The 20,746-nt window shown below is 55.5% G+C and carries 16 protein-coding genes, 1 tRNA gene and 1 riboswitch; of the genes, 4 read left to right on the top strand and 13 right to left on the bottom strand.

What is annotated here, in order from left to right; translation table 11 throughout:
- The 13 genes from AC3YUO_RS09115 to AC3YUO_RS09055 all read right to left on the bottom strand — a co-directional run.
- On the bottom strand, positions 1-191 hold a 191-nt coding region (locus AC3YUO_RS09115), incomplete at its 3' end, for a hypothetical protein (RefSeq protein ID WP_489962716.1).
- Positions 192-248: 57 nt separating this feature from the next.
- Positions 249-335: transfer RNA gene (locus tag AC3YUO_RS09110), tRNA-Leu, on the bottom strand.
- Between the two features lie 161 nt (positions 336-496).
- On the bottom strand, positions 497-1,216 hold the full coding sequence (locus AC3YUO_RS09105) for a Bax inhibitor-1/YccA family protein (protein ID WP_489962715.1): 720 nt from the start codon (positions 1,214-1,216) through the stop codon (positions 497-499).
- Between the two features lie 219 nt (positions 1,217-1,435).
- Complete coding sequence (locus AC3YUO_RS09100) at positions 1,436-3,418, bottom strand: LTA synthase family protein (RefSeq protein WP_489962714.1); 1,983 nt, start codon at positions 3,416-3,418, stop codon at positions 1,436-1,438.
- 345 nt (positions 3,419-3,763) lie between these two features.
- On the bottom strand, positions 3,764-7,915 hold the full coding sequence (locus AC3YUO_RS09095) for a PolC-type DNA polymerase III (protein WP_489962713.1): 4,152 nt from the start codon (positions 7,913-7,915) through the stop codon (positions 3,764-3,766).
- A 136-nt stretch (positions 7,916-8,051) separates the two neighbouring features.
- Complete coding sequence (gene ispG, locus AC3YUO_RS09090; protein ID WP_489962712.1) at positions 8,052-9,089, bottom strand: flavodoxin-dependent (E)-4-hydroxy-3-methylbut-2-enyl-diphosphate synthase; 1,038 nt, start codon at positions 9,087-9,089, stop codon at positions 8,052-8,054.
- A 21-nt stretch (positions 9,090-9,110) separates the two neighbouring features.
- Positions 9,111-10,184, bottom strand: coding sequence for a M50 family metallopeptidase (locus AC3YUO_RS09085; RefSeq protein ID WP_489962711.1), 1,074 nt, complete (start codon positions 10,182-10,184; stop codon positions 9,111-9,113).
- Positions 10,185-10,214: 30 nt separating this feature from the next.
- Positions 10,215-11,351, bottom strand: coding sequence for a 1-deoxy-D-xylulose-5-phosphate reductoisomerase (locus AC3YUO_RS09080; RefSeq protein WP_489962710.1), 1,137 nt, complete (start codon positions 11,349-11,351; stop codon positions 10,215-10,217).
- A 40-nt stretch (positions 11,352-11,391) separates the two neighbouring features.
- The gene (locus AC3YUO_RS09075; RefSeq protein WP_489962709.1) at positions 11,392-12,216 is read right to left on the bottom strand and encodes a phosphatidate cytidylyltransferase; all 825 of its coding nucleotides are present in this window, start codon (positions 12,214-12,216) and stop codon (positions 11,392-11,394) included.
- 6 nt (positions 12,217-12,222) lie between these two features.
- The gene (uppS, locus tag AC3YUO_RS09070; protein ID WP_489962708.1) at positions 12,223-12,972 is read right to left on the bottom strand and encodes an undecaprenyl pyrophosphate synthase; all 750 of its coding nucleotides are present in this window, start codon (positions 12,970-12,972) and stop codon (positions 12,223-12,225) included.
- A gap of 127 nt (positions 12,973-13,099) precedes the next feature.
- Complete coding sequence (gene frr, locus AC3YUO_RS09065; RefSeq protein ID WP_489962707.1) at positions 13,100-13,654, bottom strand: ribosome recycling factor; 555 nt, start codon at positions 13,652-13,654, stop codon at positions 13,100-13,102.
- A 46-nt stretch (positions 13,655-13,700) separates the two neighbouring features.
- A complete protein-coding gene (pyrH, locus tag AC3YUO_RS09060) occupies positions 13,701-14,417 on the bottom strand; it encodes a UMP kinase (RefSeq protein ID WP_489962706.1) in 717 nt (238 codons plus the stop codon).
- Between the two features lie 186 nt (positions 14,418-14,603).
- On the bottom strand, positions 14,604-15,893 hold the full coding sequence (locus AC3YUO_RS09055) for a glycosyltransferase family 2 protein (protein ID WP_489962705.1): 1,290 nt from the start codon (positions 15,891-15,893) through the stop codon (positions 14,604-14,606).
- Between the two features lie 299 nt (positions 15,894-16,192).
- Positions 16,193-16,321: riboswitch (FMN riboswitch) on the top strand.
- 112 nt (positions 16,322-16,433) lie between these two features.
- On the opposite strand from AC3YUO_RS09055, the gene AC3YUO_RS09050 reads away from it, so the two are divergent.
- The 4 genes from AC3YUO_RS09050 to AC3YUO_RS09035 all read left to right on the top strand — a co-directional run bounded on the left by AC3YUO_RS09050 (position 16,434) and on the right by AC3YUO_RS09035 (position 20,654).
- Positions 16,434-17,126: an ECF transporter S component gene (locus tag AC3YUO_RS09050; RefSeq protein ID WP_489962704.1), complete on the top strand. Its 693-nt coding sequence runs from the start codon at positions 16,434-16,436 to the stop codon at positions 17,124-17,126.
- A gap of 168 nt (positions 17,127-17,294) precedes the next feature.
- Entirely contained in the window at positions 17,295-18,854 is a 1,560-nt protein-coding gene (locus AC3YUO_RS09045; protein ID WP_489962724.1) for an alkaline phosphatase, read from the top strand.
- Positions 18,855-19,073: 219 nt separating this feature from the next.
- On the top strand, positions 19,074-19,427 hold the full coding sequence (locus AC3YUO_RS09040; RefSeq protein WP_489962703.1) for a hypothetical protein: 354 nt from the start codon (positions 19,074-19,076) through the stop codon (positions 19,425-19,427).
- A 39-nt stretch (positions 19,428-19,466) separates the two neighbouring features.
- Positions 19,467-20,654: a YibE/F family protein gene (locus AC3YUO_RS09035; protein ID WP_489962702.1), complete on the top strand. Its 1,188-nt coding sequence runs from the start codon at positions 19,467-19,469 to the stop codon at positions 20,652-20,654.
- Positions 20,655-20,746: the final 92 nt, after the last annotated feature.

The raw sequence follows: 20,746 nt of genomic DNA, 5'->3' as shown, positions 1-20,746 counted from the left end.
AGCGGGTTCGATTTGGAAAGGAGGAGCAAGGGAGCGGGCGGATGACGTCTTTTTTGCCGTGGGCATAAAAAGACGTGGTCGCAAAGCAAACTTTGCGACCACATAGATGCCGCAGCTTTCAGGTTTGCTCCCAAAACCAAATCACAACCCAGCGTCAGCGGTTGTGATTTGGAAAGGAGGAGCAGCGGCATGAGTGCGCTCTGACTTTAAAAAAAGTCGGAGCAAGCGATATAAAGCTTGCTCCGACGTGGTGCCGGTGACCGGACTCGAACCGGTACGCTGTCGCCAGCGGTGGATTTTGAGTCCACTACGTCTACCAATTCCATCACACCGGCATGTGCGAAGGCTATTATACACGAAATTATGATTTTTGGCAAGAGATGCAGTTTAAAATTTTTGTAGTGCTTTCACGGCAGAATGTGCTTCTGCTCATTCGAAAAGCCGCAGAAGGATATGAAGTCCTTCTGCGGCTTTGTCTCTGATACATGAACGCATTTTAATTTCGCCGGTTCCCCAAGAAACGGAGCAGATAAAGGAACAGGTTTAAAAAGTCCAGATACAGTTGAAGCGCCGAGAAAATAGAAGCCTTTTCCAGCATATCAGGGTAGCCCGCATAGTAGCTGTAATAGGCTTTGATCTTCTGGGTATCGTAAGCGGTATAGCCGAGGAAAACAGCAATACCGACAAGACACACCATCTGATCCAGCATGGTAAACCCGGGGATAAAGAGAGATATCACGGCAAACACAATCAGGAAAATCAAACCAGAGAGCAGAACAGGGCCAAACCCACTGAGGTCCCGCTTAGTCAGATACCCATAGGCGGCCAGTATACCGAAATAGACAGCGGTGGCCAAGAAGACAAATACAACGCTGGTCAGGTCATACAGATAGAGGTAGATGGAAATTGTAAATCCGAACAGAGCGGAAAAGGCAATAAAAATCGACTTAGCCGTTCCCACAGACATGCGCTCAATGCGTCTGACCATGGTGATGGAGAGAATCAGAGTGGCAATCAGGAAGATAAGCTGCGCGGCCGGGAAATAAATCAACGTATAGTAGGTTGCATCTGTCATCCAGCAGACAATGGCCACTCCAAAGGTGATCATCAGCCCCAAAACCATCCAGAGGAAGGTCTTGGAGGTATACTGGCCAAGGGTTTCCATCTGACCTTCCCGCATCATGCTTCGGTCAAACTCATAGGGATCAAAACTCATAAAAAGCACTCCTTTCGCTGCTGATAACAGCTGCCTGCTTCCTGCACGAAGGTACATTGTCTGGAGAACACTATTACAGTTTTACCCGCAGACAGGATTCTCATGCTTAGGCACATTATAGGGCAGGAAGAGGAAAAAAGCAACTGCATCTTGCTTGCCGCAGTCAAGCAGCGGTAAATTACGCAGGCCCGCCGAATCGTTTCGACGGGCCTGCATGTTTCATCGGTTTTTAAAAACGTAATTATAGAAGTCGTTTTCCACGATCAACGAGGTACATTGCAACTTATACTCCACCAGTTTTTTCATGGCGGAGACGTAGCTTTCCTGCTCTTCAGCAGTCATGGTGACCCCGGGCGCCGGAGTGAACTCCTGAGTGAAGCGATTGTAGAAGCCCTTGTCCGACTTCCAGCACCGGGAGCTGAATACCACCAGGCCCTCACTGGTGGACAGAATATCGCTGCCCGAGAGCATGCGGGAGTCATACTCCAGACCCAGCAGGTTGGACACCGTGGGCAGGATGTCAACCTGGCAGCAGACCTTGTCTACCTGCAGCGGCTCTTCCATACTGGCCGACCACATGATGAGGGTGTTCTTGTAGACGTCGAAATCGATGTTGGACTCATCAATGTTGGTCAAAGCCTCAGAACTGCCGAAGGTCTTCCCGGTCAGCTCCTCCAGCACATCCACATCCGCATAGGGAATGTGGTCGCCGGTGGCAATGATCAGAGTTTTGTCCAGCTTTCCGGCCTCATCCAGACGCTGAATCAGGTACTCCAGAGCACGGTCCACCTCGATGGCGGCTGCGGCCACATAGGCCTGGGTCTTCTCGCTGTAAGGCAGGCTGGATACCAAGTCCTTGTACTGGGTTGCAACGCGGTTCCAGCCATAGTTGGTGTGGCCGCTGACCGTCAGGTAGTAGACGTGGAAGGGCTGGTCACTGTGAATATAGTCGTCCACGCTGACTTCGATCATATACTTGTCACGCTGAGGCCACAGACGGTCCGTGCCCGCCTCATTCTCCTCACACTGAAGACCATTGGTGTAATACTTCCAGTCATAGCCCAGGTTGGTGTGGGAGGCATTGCGCCCATACATGTCCTGGTTATCGTGGTAGCCCACAACCTGGTAGCCTTCCCGGCCCAGCTGCTGAGCAAGGGAGAAGTAGCAGTTGGTTCCCAGCTCACCGGTACGCTTCATGGTGATGGGAGTGCCGTTCTTGGGGTACAGACCCAGAAGGGTCTGGCATTCGCCATTGGAGGTGCTGGTGAAGTGGAGCGCGGTGTAGTAATTGTTGAACACAAAGCCCTCGTTGGCCAGCTTATAGAGGGTGGGCGTCAGGACAGGGTCAATGGCGTATCCGGAGAAGCCCTCCAGCACGAACTGGATGACATTATAGCCCTCGAACATACCGGTATACTCATTCTTGTTGGTGGGGGTAACACTATTGAAGTAGTTGGCCAGCCAGGCAATGTCATTGTTGCTTGCGCTTGCCGCGATAGCGGCCAGATTTACGTCCATGACATTGGGCGAGGTGTCAATCACTGGCTCGCTATTGCCTGTGGAGGTATCCCCGGAGGAACTGCCCGAAGCGCTGGAAGAGCCGCCGCCCAGCGAATCCAGGCCGCTGAAGTCATTGTCCAGGTTGGCCTTGGGCTTGATGATCTGATGCTTGATATCCAGGCGGAGCATGGTCCACAAGCCCAGCTGCTCCACCTGGTCGTCGATATTGGTATCCACGTGGTAGAGCTGCTTGGGGGTCAGGTCTCCGCTCCAGGGCAGATGGATGACGCCCAGTCCGACCACGTGGAAAAGGACCGCACCGGCCAGTACAAGACCGGCAAAACGGATATCAAAGCGCTCAAAGCCCAGGAATCGGTTCCCGAAGATGATCAGCAGAATGGTGGGCAGAAACAGAATCAGAATCAGGAGAATGCTGCTGAAAATCTGATCCTTAATTACCTCAATATAGTCCGTCAGCCGATTTTCTGCGGCAGTGCCCAGTGTGCTGAGCGGATAATAGGATTGAAGAATCCGTTTTGCAATGAACTCGATCACATAGACCAGGGAAAAAAGACCAGTCAGCACCTTGGTAAGAATACTGTTCACTCTCCGCCGGAACGGCAGAGTAAGGGCGGAAAACAGCAGTCCGGCCGCAATGCTGAAGACCAGATACACCGGGATGTAGGCCAGGTTTGTTTTCATGCTGATATGGAGAACCAGCTCCAGATACACAAATAAGACCGGGAAAAACAATACACGCAGCAAAGTCTGGAGTGACTCCGAGGGCGCGTAAGAAGAGGAAGCGTGGCTACTACGATAGACCCGTTTCCCATTGTAGGAATTAGGACGCATTTCTGGAATTACCTCCGTATGATCTCTTTCGTTCTTCCAATGGATCGCGGCGAAAAAGAGGAGATATTGAGGGGGCCTCTCCCCTTTTCACCAGCGATTCCATTTGTATCATGTTACGGCTGCTTCGTCAAGAGATTTTAAGCTTCATTTAATAGACGCACGGCGTATCTAATTTGTTTCCGCTTATGGGAAATTTTATCCAAGGAGAGAGAACAAATCCAACTGGCTGGTTTCAGGCATATCACCGAACGCCCCTGCTTCCTTCAAAAGTCCGATGTGGGTCTTGGACAGCTTGGGACAGGCGGTAGAAACCTCTTCAATGGAGATAAAGCGTTTTCCCTTCCGGACCTCCTCCAGAGAGAGAGCCGCGGTTTCGCCCAGTCCGGCCACCGAGACAAAGGGCGGCCGCAGGGCGTTATGCTCCTCGTCCACGGCAAAGTGAAGGGCCTTGGACTGGTAGAGGTCCATTCGGTCAAAGGTAAAGCCGCGGAGATAGAATTCGTAGCAGACCTCAAGCGTGGTGAGCATGTCCTGCTCCACAGCGGAGGCCTCCTTATCCTTGGCGATGATCTCCCGCATTTTCTTCTGACAAACCTCCATGCCGCGGCACATAAACGCCTCGTCAAAGGCCTTGGCACGAATGGAGAAGTAGGCGGCGTAAAAAGCCAGAGGCCGGTGGACCTTGAACCAGGCGATGCGGAAGGCCATCATCACGTAGGCTACGGCGTGGGCCTTGGGGAACAGATAGGCGATCTTTTTACAGGAGCCAATGTACCAATCAGGTACGCCTGCTGCCTTCATCTCGTCCTCGGCTCCCTCAGGCAGTCCCCTGCCCTTTCGCACGGCCTCCATGATTTTGAAGGAGCGCTTGGGGGGCATGCCCATCTTGATGAGGTAGAGCATAATGTCGTCACGGCAGCCGATGGCCTCGCCAACGGGGACGCCCTGATTCAGAATCAGGTCCCGGGCGTTGCCCAGCCACACGTCGGTGCCGTGGGAGAAGCCGGACAAGCGAATCAGAATATCAAACTGCTTTGGCTGGGTCTCCTCCAGCATGCCGCGGACGAAGGAAGTACCAAACTCCGGAATGGCGGTGCCGCCGGTTGGACCGAGAATCTTGTCGTTCTCATAGCCCAGAGCCTTGGAGGAGCTGAACAGGGACATGGTGTCTGGGTCGTCCAGGGGAATTTCCCGGGCATTGACGCCGGTCAGGTCCTCCAGCATGCGGATCATGGTGGGATCATCGTGTCCCAGCATGTCCAGCTTCAGAAGGTTGGACTCCATGGAGTGGTATTCAAAATGGGTGGTGATGATGTCGCTGTTGGGATCATCTGCAGGGTGCTGGACAGGACAAAAGTCATAGATCTCCTTGTCCTGAGGGATAACCACCATGCCGCCGGGGTGCTGGCCGGTGGTGCGCTTGACACCGGTGCAGCCGATGGCCAAGCGGTTTTCCTCCGCCTTGGAGGCACTCTTCCCCTTCTCCTCCAGGTACTTCTTTACGTAACCAAAGGCGGTTTTTTCCGCCACCGTGCCGATGGTGCCTGCGCGGAACACGTGGGTCTGTCCAAAGAGCTCAAAGGTGTAGCGGTGGGCGTTGGCCTGATACTCACCGGAGAAGTTCAGGTCGATATCCGGGACCTTGTCACCGCCGAAGCCCAGGAAGGTTTCGAAGGGGATGTTGAAGCCGTCCTTGACGTACTTGGTGCCGCATACAGGACATACGGCATCGGGCATGTCCGCGCCGCAGCCGTAGCCGTTGGCCGGGCCGAACTCAAAGTCGGAGTGCTTGCACTTGGGACAGCGGTAGTGGGCGGGCAGAGAGTTTACCTCTGTGATACCCGACATGAAGGCCACCAGAGAGGAGCCCACCGAACCACGGGAGCCAACCAGATAGCCGTGCTCCAGGGAGTTCTGCACCAGCTTCTGGGCGGACATATAGATGACGTCATACTTACAGCGGATGATGTCGCCCAGCTCCGCCTCGATGCGGTCCACCACAATCTGAGGGGGATTTTCGCCGTACAGCTCATGGGCCTTGCCCCACACCAGGCGCTTCAGCTCTCCATCAGAGTCCTCCAGCTTAGGAGCAAACAGCCCCTGGGGCAGCGGCTCGATGGGGTCGCACCAGTTGGCGATGAGGTTGGTGTTGGTCACTACAACCTCCTTGGCTTTCTCCTCCCCCAGGTAGGCAAATTCCTTGAGCATCTCGTCGGTAGTCTTGAAGTAGATGGGCAAGGGCTCGTCCGCGTCCTCAAAGCCCTTGCTGGCCAAGAGAATGTGGCGGTAAATCTCATCCTCCGGGTCCAGAAAGTGGACATCGCCGGTGGCGCACACCGGCTTGCCCAGCTCCTCGCCCAGCTTCACGATGGTGCGGTTAAAGTCCCGCAGCTCCTCCTCACTCTTTACCATGCCCTTGCGCAGCATGAACTGGTTGTTGCAGATGGGCTGAATCTCCAGATAGTCGTACCAGGAGGCGATACGCTTGAGCTCATCCCAGTCCTTGTCCGCCACCACGGCCTGAAAGAGCTCGCCCGCTTCACAGGCGGAGCCGATGATCAGACCCTCACGGTTTTCATTGATGAGGGACTTGGGCATGGTAGGCACACGCTTGAAGTGCTCCAGGTGGGACAGGGAGATGAGCTTATAGAGATTTCGAAGTCCGGTCTGATTCTTGGCCAGAACGATGAGGTGCTTGGGATGACGGCGGGCCTTCCCATGCTTCCGCAGCTTGGGCATGTAGCCGTTGATTTCGCCCAGGGTGTGGAGCCCCGCATCCTCCAGCATCTTGAAGAACGGGGGCAGCATGTAGGCCACGGTAGCGGCGTCGTCGCTGGCCCGGTGGTGGTTAAAGGCGGGCAGATGAAGGTGCTCGGCCACAATGTCCAGCTTGTACTTGCCCAAGTCGGGCAGCAGGTTCTGGGCCAGAATCAGGCTGTCCACCGAGGGGTTATGGAACGGGAGGCCATATTTGCGGCAGCCCGCAGCAATAAAGCCCATATCAAATTCGGCATTGTGGGCAGCCAAAGGACGGTCCCCGGCAAATTCCAGGAAGGCCCGCAGGGCCTCCTCCTGAGAGGGGGCGCCCACCAGCATCTCATCGGTAATTCCGGTGAGCAGGATGATTTCCTGGGACAAAATCCGTCCGGGGGCGGCGAAGGTGTTGAAGCGGTCGGTAATCTCACCGTTCTTCAAAATGACAGCGCCGATCTCAATGATGACCTCGTGCTTCTTATTAAGACCCGTGGTTTCGATGTCAAAGCAGACAATCTCATCCGAGAAGGCGGCGTTGGTTTCTCCGTGGACCACCACCCGGTCATCCACGTCATTGATGAAATAGGCCTCCACGCCATAGAGCAGCTTGATTTTTTTGGCCGAATGCCAGGCGTCCGGGAAGGACTGAGCCACTCCGTGGTCGGTGATGGCAATGGCAGGATGGCCCCAGGACTCCGCCCGCTTGACCACGTTCTTGTCCGGTCCCAGCTTGGGGCCCACGGCGGTGAGGGCGTCCATGGAGGACATGGTGGTGTGGAGGTGAAGCTCCACACGCTTCTCCGGCGCGGTATCTTCCTTCATCTTCTTCTCAGCTACGGCCACGGACACAGGCTCCAGCACCATATCGTTATAGAAGCGGTCAAGGTTCAGCCGCCCCTGAATTTTCAGATGCATTCCCTTTTTGATGCCGTCCACCAAGGGTTTGCCCTCGTCGCCGGGGAAGAATTTATTCACCCGGATGGAGCCGGTGTAGTCAGTGACGTCAAAGGCCACCACCCAGGCACCCCGCTTTTTCAGCTCCCGGTTGTCGATGGCGAACACGTCACCCTCCACCACAACCATGCCCATGTCAAGCTCCAGATCGCCTATGGGGATTGGGGCCTTGGAGATAGCCTTGCCAAAGATGGCCTTGCCGGAGGGCTTCTTCTCCCCCTTGTGGACCGTGGGACTGACCGCAGCCCGTTTCAAAGCGGCCTGACGAATGGCCTCCGCCCGGGCAAACGCATCCTGAGGCGTCTGCGGAGCCGTGGAAGGTGCCGGGGCAGGTTCAGCGGCCGAAGGAGCCGCAGCGGGGGCCGTCTGTGTGGGCGCCTCGGGGGTGGGCTGAGACGGGGCCGCCGGAGCAGATGTAATTTTGACCGAGGAGAGACCGTAGGCTCTGGCGAGGGTCTCCTCTGCCTCACGAATCAGGTTGCTTCCCGCGCCGCCTGCACCCTCCACCACGATTTTGGCGCTTCGGGTTGCCTTATCAATGGCGGCGGACACAATGAGCCAGCCCTCCACCGCCTGAGCCAGCTCAGCCCAGCGGCGCAGGGCGGAAAACATCTGTAAAAATGGTATCTTTTTCGACATTCGTCCACTCTCCGTTACATAAATCCGGGATACGTCCCGAATGGCTCGGCCATCCTCCCAGAGGCATGGCCTGCCCGTTTAAAAGCCGGGAAACGTCTCTCCCTGAGGAGAGACGTTTCCGGAACCTATAGTTGTTTTACAGGGTATCAATGAGGGCAAACAGCTCATCCACCAGCTGGTCCTGAGGGACTTTTTTGATGATCTGCCCTTTTTTGAAGAGCAGGCCCTCCCCCACGCCGCCGGCAATGCCGCAGTCCGCGGCGCTGGCCTCTCCAGGGCCGTTGACCACGCAGCCCATGACGGCCACGGTGATGGGCTTGTCCACTCCCTTGAGGCGTTCCTCCACCTCATTGGCCAGAGCTATGAGGTCGATGCGGGTGCGGCCGCAGGTGGGACAGGACACCAGCTCTGCCCCTTCCCGGCGGATGCCGGCAGCCTTGAGAATCTCACGAGCGGCGTACACCTCCTGAACCGGATCGGCGGACAGGGATACCCGCATGGTGTCCCCGATGCCCAGAGCCAGCAGACCGCCGATACCCACGGCAGATTTCAGAGTACCCATTCGAACGGTCCCAGCCTCAGTCACTCCAATATGTAAAGGATAATTACTTTGCTGGCTCATCAGCTGATAGGCTTTCATGGTAATGGGAACACTGGAGGATTTTAGCGAGACGCAGATGTCATCAAAGTCAAACTGCTGAAGCAAACGGATGTGGCCGAAGGCGGACTCCACCATGGCCTCGGGACATACCCGTCCGTATTTGGCCAGCAGCTCCTTTTCCAGGGAGCCGCCGTTCACCCCGATGCGGATGGGAATCCCACGTTGCCGGCAGGCGTCAGCCACAGCCTTCACCTTATCTGCACCACCGATGTTGCCCGGATTGATGCGGACTTTGTCGGCACCGGCAGCAATGGCCTCCAGAGCCAGCTTATAGTCGAAATGGATATCCACCACCAGAGGCAGCGGGCAGTTTTCCTTGATCTTCCCTACGGCCTTGGCGGCAGCCATATCCGGTACGGCCACCCGGACAATATCACATCCGGCAGCAGCCAGGGCACGGATTTGGCTCAGCGTAGCCTCCACGTCGTCGGTACGGGTATTGGTCATGGACTGTATGGAGATGGGGGCGCCGCCGCCAACGGTGACGCCTCCCACTTGAATTGCCTTTGTCATCCTCAGACTCCCCTTTCGAGACTAATGCCCAAATATTTTTCCGACGTCGCTGAGGGTTACCACCAGCATCAGACCCATCAGCGCCATCAGTCCCGCCATATGCACGTAGCCCTCATACTTGGGCGCAATCTTGCGGCGGAACAACAGATACAAAACACCGTTGAGCAGCAGGAAGAAAATCCGGCCGCCGTCCAGGGCGGGCAGAGGCAGCAGATTCATGACAGCCAGGTTGACAGCAATCAGTGCTGCAAAGAAAGCCAGGTTCATGGCGGCATCCGCTGCTGTGGCGGACTGCTGTCCCACTTCGGTCATGGTGTCCACAATGCCCACCGGACCAGACAGCTCCCGAATACCGACCTGGCCGGAAATAAGGGTACCTAAGCTGGTCCAAACAACCTCCACCATATCCACTGCACTGTACCAGCTGTAAAGCAGGCGTTCTCCAAAGCTGGCATCGTAGCCCACAAGGCTCTTGCTGATTCCCCGCAGATTGGTAACGGTTCCGTCTTCCTCCACACGCTGCTGCCGGGGCATATAGACATCATTCAAGGTGATGCGCTCCCCGTTCCGGGAGATCACAAAGTCTACCTCATCTCCAGCGGCATCCAGGGCGGACAGCATCCGGTCCTGGCCGTACAGACTGAACATGCGCTGGCCATTGATGGACAATACAACGTCGCCCTCTTGAAGCCCGCAATTCTCCAGCCCATATCCGTCCAGGAACCCAGCCACCACCGGCATGGCAATTCCAGACAGCTGACAGAGCAAAACGGCCAGGATGATCATGCCGGTTAAAAAATTCATGGCCGCTCCGGCACACAGGATCAGAACTTTCCGCCAGCCCCTGGCCCGACCGAAGGAACGGGGATCGGCAGAGTCATCGTCCTCTCCCTCCATCGCGCAGTAGCCGCCAATGGGAAGCACTCTTAGACTGTAAAGTGTTTCTCCTTTCTCTTTGCTGAACACAGCGGGGCCCATGCCGATGGAGAATTCATTTACCTTCACGCCCAGCAGCTTGGCCGTAAGAAAATGTCCCAGCTCATGAACCGCAATCAGAACGCCGAAAATCAAGATGCCAATGATGATATAAAGCATAGAACCTCCAGATTTATGGTGGCAGCAGCCTCAGCCGACTGCCTCGCGGGCGGCCCGGTCTGCCTCCAGAACATCCGTCAGACCAGGATTCGCACAGACAGGTACCTGCTCCATGGCCCGTGCAACCTTTTCGCCAATGTCCAAAAAGCCGATTTTACCAGCCAAGAACTGTGCCACGGCCGCCTCGTTCGCTCCGTTGAGCACGGCACCGGCCGTCCCACCTGTCCTGGCGGCGCTCAGAGCCAGGTCCAGACAGCGGAAGGTCTCCAGATCCGGTGAGCCAAAAGTGAGAGGACCACAGTTCCAGAGATCCAACTCAGTGGCGGGGCCGGGCACCCGCTTGGGGAAGGTCAGAGCGTACTGAATGGGCAGACGCATATCCGGTGCCCCTAGCTGGGCAATCATGGCATTATCACAGTATTCCACCAGGGAATGGATAATACTCTCCCGATGCACAACCACGGAAATTTTTTCCGGCGGCATGTGGTAGAGATGCATGGCCTCAATGACCTCCAGACCCTTGTTCATCAAGGTGGCGGAGTCTACCGTGATTTTTGCCCCCATGGACCAGTTGGGATGCCGTAAGGCATCTTCCCTTGTCATGCCCTTTAATTCTGCGGCTTTTTTGCCGTAGAAGGGGCCACCGGAGCAGGTGAGAATCAGGCGTTTGACCTCTCCCCTGTCCCGGTTGCCCTGCAGACACTGAAAGAGGGCGGAGTGCTCGGAGTCCACGGGAATAATCTCGGCCCCGTAGTCCTTGGCCTCCTCCAGTACTAAAGTTCCAGCACAGACCAGAGTCTCCTTGTTGGCCAGGCCGATCCGTTTTCCCTCGCGGATGGCGGCAAGGGTAGGCCGAAGACCTACCATACCAACTACTGCGGTAATGACGGTATCGGCACTGGGAATGACCGCCGCCTCCAGCAGGCCCTCCATGCCTCCGGCTACCCGGATATCCGTGTCAGCCAGCCGGACCCGCAGGTCTGCGGCAGCAGACTCGTCCATCATAACCGCCAGTTCCGGATGAAATTTTCTGGCCTGCTCCTCCAGCTGCTTCACGCTGGAATTGGCCGTCAAAGCAGCCACACGCATGCCGCAGGCGGCAATCACCTCTAATGATTGCCGCCCGATGGATCCAGTAGAACCTAGAATTGAAATACAACTGCTCATATCAGTCACCTTTTGCGTCAATATGCCGCCATCTCATTGCTCAGCGAAATGCGGGAAGAAGCTCCACCAACAGCAGCAGCAGAGGCGCAGCAAAGGTCATGGAATCAAATCGGTCCAGCATGCCTCCATGGCCAGGGAGCAAATTTCCGTAGTCTTTGATACCGTATTGCCGTTTAATCAGCGAGAAGGACAGGTCGCCCAGTTCGGTGATCGCGCTGCCCAGCAGACCATAAAGGGCCATGATAGGCAGAGAGACATCCAGATGGGCAAACTGCTGAAGGATTACACCATACAGAAGCAGAAATACCGCGCCGGACAAAATGCCGCCGATATAGCCCTCCAGGGATTTTTTGGGGCTGACCATGGTAATACCCCTGTGCTTTCCCAGAAAAACACCGGCAAAGTAGGCGCCCGCGTCGGTCAAAAACGCGCAGATAACCGGTAAAAGGACCAGGTACTTGCCGTGCTCCATATCCTTGAGCTCGACCAGGGCAGACAAGAACAGGGGGATAATCAGGCCGCCGAACAGACAAATCATAATCTGCTCCGTTCCAATGGCCCGGTCCGTTCCATATAGCTTGATGGCCAGCAGAAACAGCGTTACCATCAGGAACAGTGCCACTGCCCGGATGTACCAGCTACCGTAGCCCCAATAGAGGCAGCCGCCCGGAATCAGAGCCGCCGCCAGAGCGGTATAGACATACATGCCGTTGTGATGCGCTACCTTCGTGGCACGCAGCAGCTCAAAGGAAGCCACCGCGCAGATGGCGGACATCAGAATTGCCAGCCAAATGGGCGGCAGGAAGAACAGGACAACAAAAAACAGCGGGGCCAGTACCACGGCCACAATAATTCTCGTCACCATATTGGGTCAGACACCTCCGAAGCGGCGGCTGCGGCTTTGATAGGCCGCAATGGCCCGGTGGAGCTCCTCTTTCGAGAAGTCAGGCCAGAGCACGTCCGTGAAGTAGAACTCCGCATAGGCGGACTGCCAGAGTAAGAAATTGGACAGCCGCAGCTCTCCGCTGGGCCGGATAATGAGGTCCGGATCCGGAATTCCTTTGGAATACAGGTACCCGCCGAACTGCTCCTGGGTCAGATGATTGGGATCTGCCTTTCCCTCCGCACAGTCCTGAGCGTAGGCCATAGCGGCCCGCAGCAGCTCATCCCGGCCGCCGTAGTTCAGACAGATGTTGACCTGACAGCCATCATAGTGGGTGGAAATTTCCTGGGTGCGCTGGCAGAGCTGGCGAAGCTCCGGCGTCAACGGGGAGAGATCGCCGAAAAAGGCCATCTTCACCCTGTCCCGTTCCATTTGTGCAATGGCCTCCAACAGGTACTTCTTCAAAAGCCCCATAATGGCAGAGACCTCATCCGCCGGGCGTTTCCAATTCTCCGTGGAAAAGGCATACACCGTCAGATATTCCAAGCCAATGTCCTTGCAATAGGTGGCAATGGAACGAAAGGTTTCCGCCCCGGCTGCATGCCCTGCCGTGCGGGGAAGCCCACGCTTTTTGGCCCAGCGGCCGTTTCCATCCATGATGATGGCAATATGGCGCGGCAAATGCTGCAGATCTGCCTGAGGCGGGGGCGGGGATGATTTCTTCTGGAAAAAGGCCATAGTCGGCACCTCGCTCCAAGCCCGTCCCCTGCCCCGGGCAGGTGGTACAGGCGGTAATATCAAACCAGCAAAGGGCCGCGGGGGCCGGCCATCCGGCTCCGCGGCCATTTGAATATGGACGGGAAACTTATACCGCCATCAATTCCTTTTCCTTGCTGACAGTCAGTTCATCAATATCTTTGCAGCGCTTGTCAGTCAGATCCTGCAGCTCCTTCTCCAGCTGCTTCTGATCGTCTTCGGTGATGTCGCCGTTCTTCTTCATCTTCTTGAAGTCTTCCATGGCGTCCCGACGGATGTTGCGTACCGCAACCTTGCCATCTTCGCCGTACTTGCGCACCTGCTTGGACAGATCCTTACGGCGCTCCTCCGTCAGCTGGGGGAAGGCCAAACGAATGACACGGCCGTCATTCTGGGGATTGATGCCCAGGTCGGAGGTCTGGATGGCCTTCTCAATGGCCTTCAGCAGAGAGCCGTCCCAGGGCTGAATGACCAGCGTGCGGGGGTCGGGAGAGGAAATGGCCGCCACCTGGTTCAGAGGCGTGGGCGTTCCGTAGTACTCCACCAAAATACGGTCCAGTACGCCGGCGTTGGCGCGGCCGGCACGGACAGAGGCAAAGTTTGCTTTGACGACCTCAATGGTTTTGAGCATCTTCTCGTCATACACCTTATTTTCAGGACTCATGGTCTTACTCCCTTTCCGTCTTTAATTTCTGAACAGGCCGGCTTTTTCAGCCGCCTACAATGGTTCCGATCTTCTCGCCCATAACGGCCCGGATGATGTTTTCCGGATCCTTGAGAGCAAAGAGCAAAACGGGAATCTTGTTGTCCATGGACAAGGAGGTGGCGGTGGAGTCCATCACCTTCAGGTGCTGAGCCAGCACGTCGTCATAAGTGATGGCATCATACTTGACCGCAGCGGGATCCAGCTTGGGATCGGCAGAATAGACGCCGTCAATGTTCTTGGCCAGCAGGATGACGTCGGCGTCAATTTCTGCGGCGCGCAGTACAGCCGCCGTATCAGTGGAAAAGAAGGGATTGCCCGTGCCGCAGCCGAAAATAACCACACGGCCCTTTTCCAGATGGCGGATGGCGCGGGAGCGAATATAGGGCTCGGCCATGGCGCGCATCTCAACAGCGGTCTGGACGCGGACAGCCACACCCTTCTGCTCCAGCACATCAGCTACGGCCAGGGCGTTGATGGCGGTAGCCAGCATGCCCATGTGGTCGGCACGAACGCGCTCCATCTGATCGCCGCCGTCCTTTACGCCGCGCCAGAAGTTACCGCCGCCGACGACAACGCCCACCTGAACACCCAGTTCCACGCAGCGCTTGATGACGTCACAGACCTGTCCGATCACATGGAAATCAAGACCGCGGACCTGCTCGCCCGCCAGGGCTTCTCCGCTAATTTTCAACAGTACTCGCTTATATTTAGGCTGAGCCATGGAAACCACTCCTTGTGTTACAATTCTTGCCTGTCTATTTTAATATAATTCTCTCCTTTTGCATAGAGGAAAGTGAAAAGTTTTTTGTGGCTAAATGGTTAATTTTTTCTTCTCTCGCTTTGGAACCCGAAAGAAGTCTGGATAAACATTGCGGGAAGTCTGAAACATACAGACTTCCCGCAAGATTCAGGATGCTTTCCGCAGAACGGTCCGATTTCCCGAGTGATAAATGGGCGTCCAGTCCACCTTGCGGACCAGAGCGCTGAGGGAAATGGGAATGTAGGTAAACATGAAAATTGGGAACGTAAAGACGTACAGAAGCTTTTTGTAGCCAGAAATCTGAATCTGCTTCCACTCGCACAGTACCGTCAAAAGGCCGTAAAGCAAAAGACCAAGGTAGAAATTGAACACAGTGCCGAGAATGAACTGCGTCGATACCTGAACGACTCTCGGAATCATGTAATCCGGACCGAACATGCAGACCAGACAGAGCGCTGCATTAAATGCAATTAACGCCAGAGTCAGTAGCATACCAGGGGCCACGGTTACAAACATATCATAGCAGGACCAACTTTTCAGGCTGGGCTTGGTGGTGAAAAAGTTCCGAAGCAGCTGAGCACTGTAATTGCTGTTGACCTGGTAGAAGCCCTTGGACCAGCGCATTCTCTGATCCCAGGACTGCTTAAAGGTGGTGGGCTGCTCATCATAGATGACAGCCTTGTCACAGTAGCCAATCCGGCGTCCCTTCAGAGCACAGCCGACCGAGAATTCAATATCCTCCGTCAGCAGATGATAAGGCCAGCCGCCATTCTCACGGATTACTTCAGCAGAAACCAGGAAGCCCGTACCAGAGACGTGGCAGTTGGAGCCCAGCATCATACGGGGGAAATTCAAGAAGCGGGCCTCACGCAGGAACCAGATGGCGTAACCGGCAGAAATCCAGTTTGCACCAAAGTTGCTGGAATTACGGTAACAAGTGATGGCAGCATACTTTCCGCTGTCAAAGACCTTGTTCATCTCAGCGGTGAACTGAGGATCCACCAGGTTATCTGCGTCAAAAATCATGTAGCCGTCATAAACATCCCGTCCCTCGCGCTCCAGCGTGTGGAACAGGAAATCCAGGGCATACCCTTTTCCCTTTTGCTTCTGGTTGAAGCGCTCATAGACGATGGCACCGGCCCGGCGGGAAATCCGGGCGGTCTGGTCCGTGCAGTTGTCTGCCACTACATAAATGTCCAGATACTCTTTCGGGTAATTCTGCTGCTTTAGGCTTTCGATGAGATTCCCAATTACGCCCGCTTCGTTCCGGGCACAGATAACAGCCGCATACCGATGATACCGGTGCGCGTTCGGCATATGCCAGCCTTTCCGGCGAACCAGACCCATGCACAGATATCCAAGCTGATAAATGTAGATCGTGGTAAACAGGACGGCAAGCAGAAAATTAAAGCTTTCCAGCATTTGAATGATATTCATAATGAAACACCTTTAGCTCCGATCTTGAGACAATCCTTATGTCCTTTCTCTAATACCGGCCTATCATAGCACGAGTTTTAAATATTGCAAGATTATTTCACGAGTATTAATAAAAAGTTAAAAATTAATTCACAGATAAAAGTCGTCAAGGGCCAAAATGCTCGAAAAACACATGAAACGCGCTGCTTTGATTATTTATTTTTGCGATTGACAGAAAAATGGCCATTTAAAATAAAGTTAAAAATATATGCTTGCATTTTTCTGTGCCCTGGAATATAATGCTTATGGACAACTGAATCCAATGTCTTCAGGGCGGGGTGAAATTCCCCACTGGCGGTACAGTCCGCGACCGGGCTCATGTTCATGAGTCCGCTGACCCGGTGAAACTCCGGGACCAACGGTTATAGTCCGGATGGAAGAAGATGTGTGTAAAACAATTTACACGCAATTTTTGCGTGTGCGCGCACCTCCTTAATTGTTTTGACACCTGGAAGGCATGGGCTTTTCAGGTGTACCAAAACAAGTAAGGAGTGTTTTTTTATGTCTGAACCCATTACCGCACGTACCCAGACCCGTACCGCACGCATGAACACCAAAGTCATGGTGAGCATGGCCATGCTCACTGCCATCGCCTACATCGTCATGCTGATGTCCAAGATGATGCCCAGCGTCTACGGATTTCTCGATTTTGATTTTAAAGATGTGGTCATCTGTATCTCCGGCTTTACCTTTGGTCCTATGTCTGCGGCTATTATATCCATTGTGGTCGCCCTCATTGAAATGATCAGCATCAGCACCACCGGTCCCTGGGGCTTTTTGATGAATGCGCTGGCTACCTGCTCCTTCTGCTGTACCGCCTCCTTTGTCTACAAGAAGATGCACACCAAGAAGGGCGCTGTCCTGGGCCTGAGCCTGGGCGTGGTATGCCTGGTGGCTGTGATGCTGCTGTGGAATTACCTGATTACCCCCATCTATCAGGGCATGCCCCGGGAGGCGATTGTTGAGCTGCTCCTCCCTGTGTTCCTTCCCTTTAACCTGGCCAAGGGCGGCATGAACATGGCTGCCACCCTGCTGCTCTACGCCCCTGTGGTCACTGCCCTGCGCAAGGCCGGCGTGGTGCCCCCCTCCCAGAACAGCCAGGGCAAAAAGATTAACGCAGGCTTTGTCCTCTTCTCCTTCGCCCTGCTGGCCACCTTTGTGGTGTTTGCCCTCGTGCTGGCCGGTGTGATCTGATTCAATTTTATCCTGCTTGTCTCCTGAGAACGCGGAGCAGACAACTGTCTGCTCCGCGTTTTACTATTTTTTCACCGTTGGGCGGTAGCGCTTTTAACAATCCTTCCCTAAAATGAACCCGTCTCAGACGACATGAATTTTGAAACGTAAGCAGGAGGAAACAACATGATGAAGCGATTTCTTTCCGTGGCCCTGGCTCTGACCATGGCTGCATCCATGCTGGCCGGCTGTTCCAGCGGCGGTACCGGCAGTGAGAACACTGCCCAGAGCGGCTCCAACACCGCTGTAAGCACGTCCAACGACAATCAGGCGACCAAGGCTCCCAAGTACGTGTTCCTGTTCATCGGCGACGGCATGAGCTATCCTCAGATTCAGTCCACGTCCGACTACCTGGGCGCTTTGAATGACGAAGACTACTGGCAGGCTGAGCCCAGCCTCGACGACAATCAGGGTGCTACTCTGGACGGTCCTGAGTACCTGAATTTCATGAACTTTGAGGTTGCCGGCTCTGCGGTTACTTACGATTCCAACAGCTTTGCTCCCGACTCCGCCTCCACTGCCACCTCCATCTCCACCGGTCATAAGACCTACTCCGGTTCCATCAACGTGGACGAGACCGGCAGTGTGGAATACGAGACCATTGCGGAGAAGCTGCACAGCCAGAAGGATTACAAGATCGGCGTGATCTCCTCCGTAAACCTGAATCACGCCACCCCCGCTGCCTTCTATGCTCATCAGGCCAGCCGCAATGACTACTATGACATCGGCCTGGAGCTGGTAGAGTCCGGCTTTGAGTACTTCGCCGGCGGCGCTCTGCTCAAGCCCACCGGTGCCGAGGGCGACCAGGAGGACCTGTACGCTCTGGCCGAGCAGGCCGGCTACCAGGTGGTCAAGACCCAGGCCGAGGCCGAGCAGGTCACCGAGGGCCCCGTCATGATCGTGGATGAGCACCTGGCCGACGGCGACGCCATGGCCTATGAGCTGGACCGCACCGACGACATGTGGTCTCTGGCCGACTACGTGGAAAAGGGTATTGAGGTTCTGGACAACGACAACGGCTTCTTTATGATGTGCGAAGGCGGCAAGATTGACTGGGCCTGCCACGCCAACGACGCTGCCTCTGCTATCCATGACACTCAGGCTCTGGCTGACGCTGTCCAGGTGGCCATCGACTTTGCGGCCGAGCACCCCGATGAGACCCTGATTGTGGTTACCGGCGACCACGAGACCGGCGGCCTGACCATCGGCTTTGCCGGCACTGACTACGATACCTATCTGGACCTGCTGGAGAACCAGAAGATTTCCTACGCCAAGTTTGACAGCGACTATGTGGCCTCTTACAAGGAGAACAAGACCTCCTTTGAGGACGTGCTCAAGGACGTGGAAGAGCTCTTCGGTCTGAAGACGGAGGGCGAGGAGGGCGACAAGCTGGTGCTCACCGAGTACGAGCAGGAACAGCTGCGTGCCGCCTATGAGAAGTCCATCAACGGCACTGCCGCCAGCGAATATGAGCAGGAGGAGTACGTGCTCTACGGTACTTACGAGCCCCTCTCCGTCACCCTGACTCATATCATCAACAACAAGTCCGGTATCTCCTTCACCTCTTACAGCCACACCGGCCTGCCGGTTGCCGTCCTGGCCCACGGCGTCAACGCCGAGGTGTTCAACGGCTACTACGACAACACCGAGATTTTCAATAAGCTGGCTGAGATGCTGGACGTGGAGTAATCTCTTCCTACCCTCAGATTTTATGCCTACACAATGGCCCGCCTCTGCCCTCTCCGGCAGGGGCGGGCTGTGCGGTACAGACCGCTTGGAAAGGAGTGCTCCATGCCCCGTTTTTCTGTTACACCTGGGCGACTTGTTCTTCTGCTCCTGCTGCTTCTGGCTGGTTTCGCCGGAGTTTATTTTCTTTGGCCGCTTCACGTGCCTCCTCTGCCGGAGGAGGTGGTACGGATTGAGATTTCCAGCTCCTGCCTGCAGCCCTATGAAATTGAACAGGAAACGTATACCCTCTCCCCTGACTCTGACCAATGGGCTCAACTGGAGGGGCTCTTATCTCAGGTAACCGTCCACCGCTGTTTTCAGACCCTCTCCGGCAGTACCGCTACGGGGGATACCGGAGGCCGGGTGCTCGACTTTTACGGCAGGGACGGAGAAAACAGTCTCCTTTGGGAGATTACCGTTACCGCGGGCAGGCACCTCCGGATGGGAGACCAGGTGTACCACCTGGGCTGGTGGGACGATCTGGCAGGTCAGGATCTGGCGGAGACACTGGCCCAACGATTGGAGGAAGCCTGACCTCTCCCCTATCTCAACGCTTTAAAGGAGTTTTGATCCATGCGCAATCGTTTCTCTTGGAATCTGCGTTATCACGCCCCGGTCCTGGTCTGTCTGGCAGCTATTCTTCTGCTGTGGCTGCTGCCTACGGGCTTTGAGGACGCTGTAGTCTATCAGGAGGCGGACCGCTGTACTGCAAAGGTCCTGGAGGTAGACAATTCTACCATCGTGGACACCGGTTTGGTCCGCTCCGGCGAGCAGCGCTGTAAGCTGGAGCTGCTCAGCGGAGCCTTTCAGGGGCAGGTTGTAGACGGCGTCAACATGCTCAACGGTTCCCTGGAGCAGGACAAGCTGTTCTCCCCCGGCGACACGGCGCAGGTCGTGGTCAGCCACGACGGGGACACCATCACCAATGTCACCATGTCCGATCACTTCCGCCTGGGCTGGGAGGCTTTGTTGGCCTTGTGCTTTGGGGTGTTCCTGATCCTTTTTGCCGGGCGTACCGGCGTACGGGCCATCGCTTCCTTTGCCCTCACGGTGCTGTGCCTTTGGAAGGTGCTGGTTCCCCTCTACCTCAAGGGCTGGAACCCCATTTGGGTGGGGCTTGCCATCACTCTCTTTCTTACCGTGCTCATCATCGCCCTGGTCTATGGCTTTGACCGGCGGTGCTGGGCGGCTTCCTCCGGCTCCTTTCTGGGTATTCTGGTTACCTGTGTGCTGGGCATTGCCTTTACGGACCTCTTCAAAATTCACGGAGCGGTGATGTCCTACTCGGAAAGTCTGCTCTATTCCGGCTACTCCCACCTGAACCTCACCCAGATTTTTATGGCCTCTGTCTTTATCGGTGCCTCCGGTGCCATCATGGACCTGAGCGTGGACATCACCTCTGCTGTCTACGAAGTGGTGGAGAAGCGCCCTGACCTGGGCTGGAAGGAGGCTATGCGCTCCGGCCTGAACGTGGGCCGGGCCGCCATGGGAACCATGACCACCACCCTCCTCTTCGCCTACTCCGGAGGCTACATCGCCCTGCTCATGGTCTTCATGGCTCAGGGCACGCCGGTGGATCACATTCTGAACTATAAATACGTGGCGGCGGAAATCATCCATACCGTCATCGGTTCCTTTGGCCTTGTGACGGTGGCTCCCTTTACCGCACTTTGTGCCGGCCTGTTCCTGGCGGGACATAAAAAAGCACCTTCCGAGGCGCAGGAATCCATTGGCTCGCTGCAGCCTGAGCATCAGAACTGATTTTGCTTATAGCAGGGACGGTCCTTGGACCGTTCCTTTTTTATCGAAGAAGAATCGAACGTAAGTTTGACTTTCTGACGATGCCGTTATAT

It is taken from the genome of Pseudoflavonifractor sp. HNCC25GI2 (genome assembly GCF_058136395.1).
This window is presented reverse-complemented; position numbering and strand designations above follow the sequence as displayed.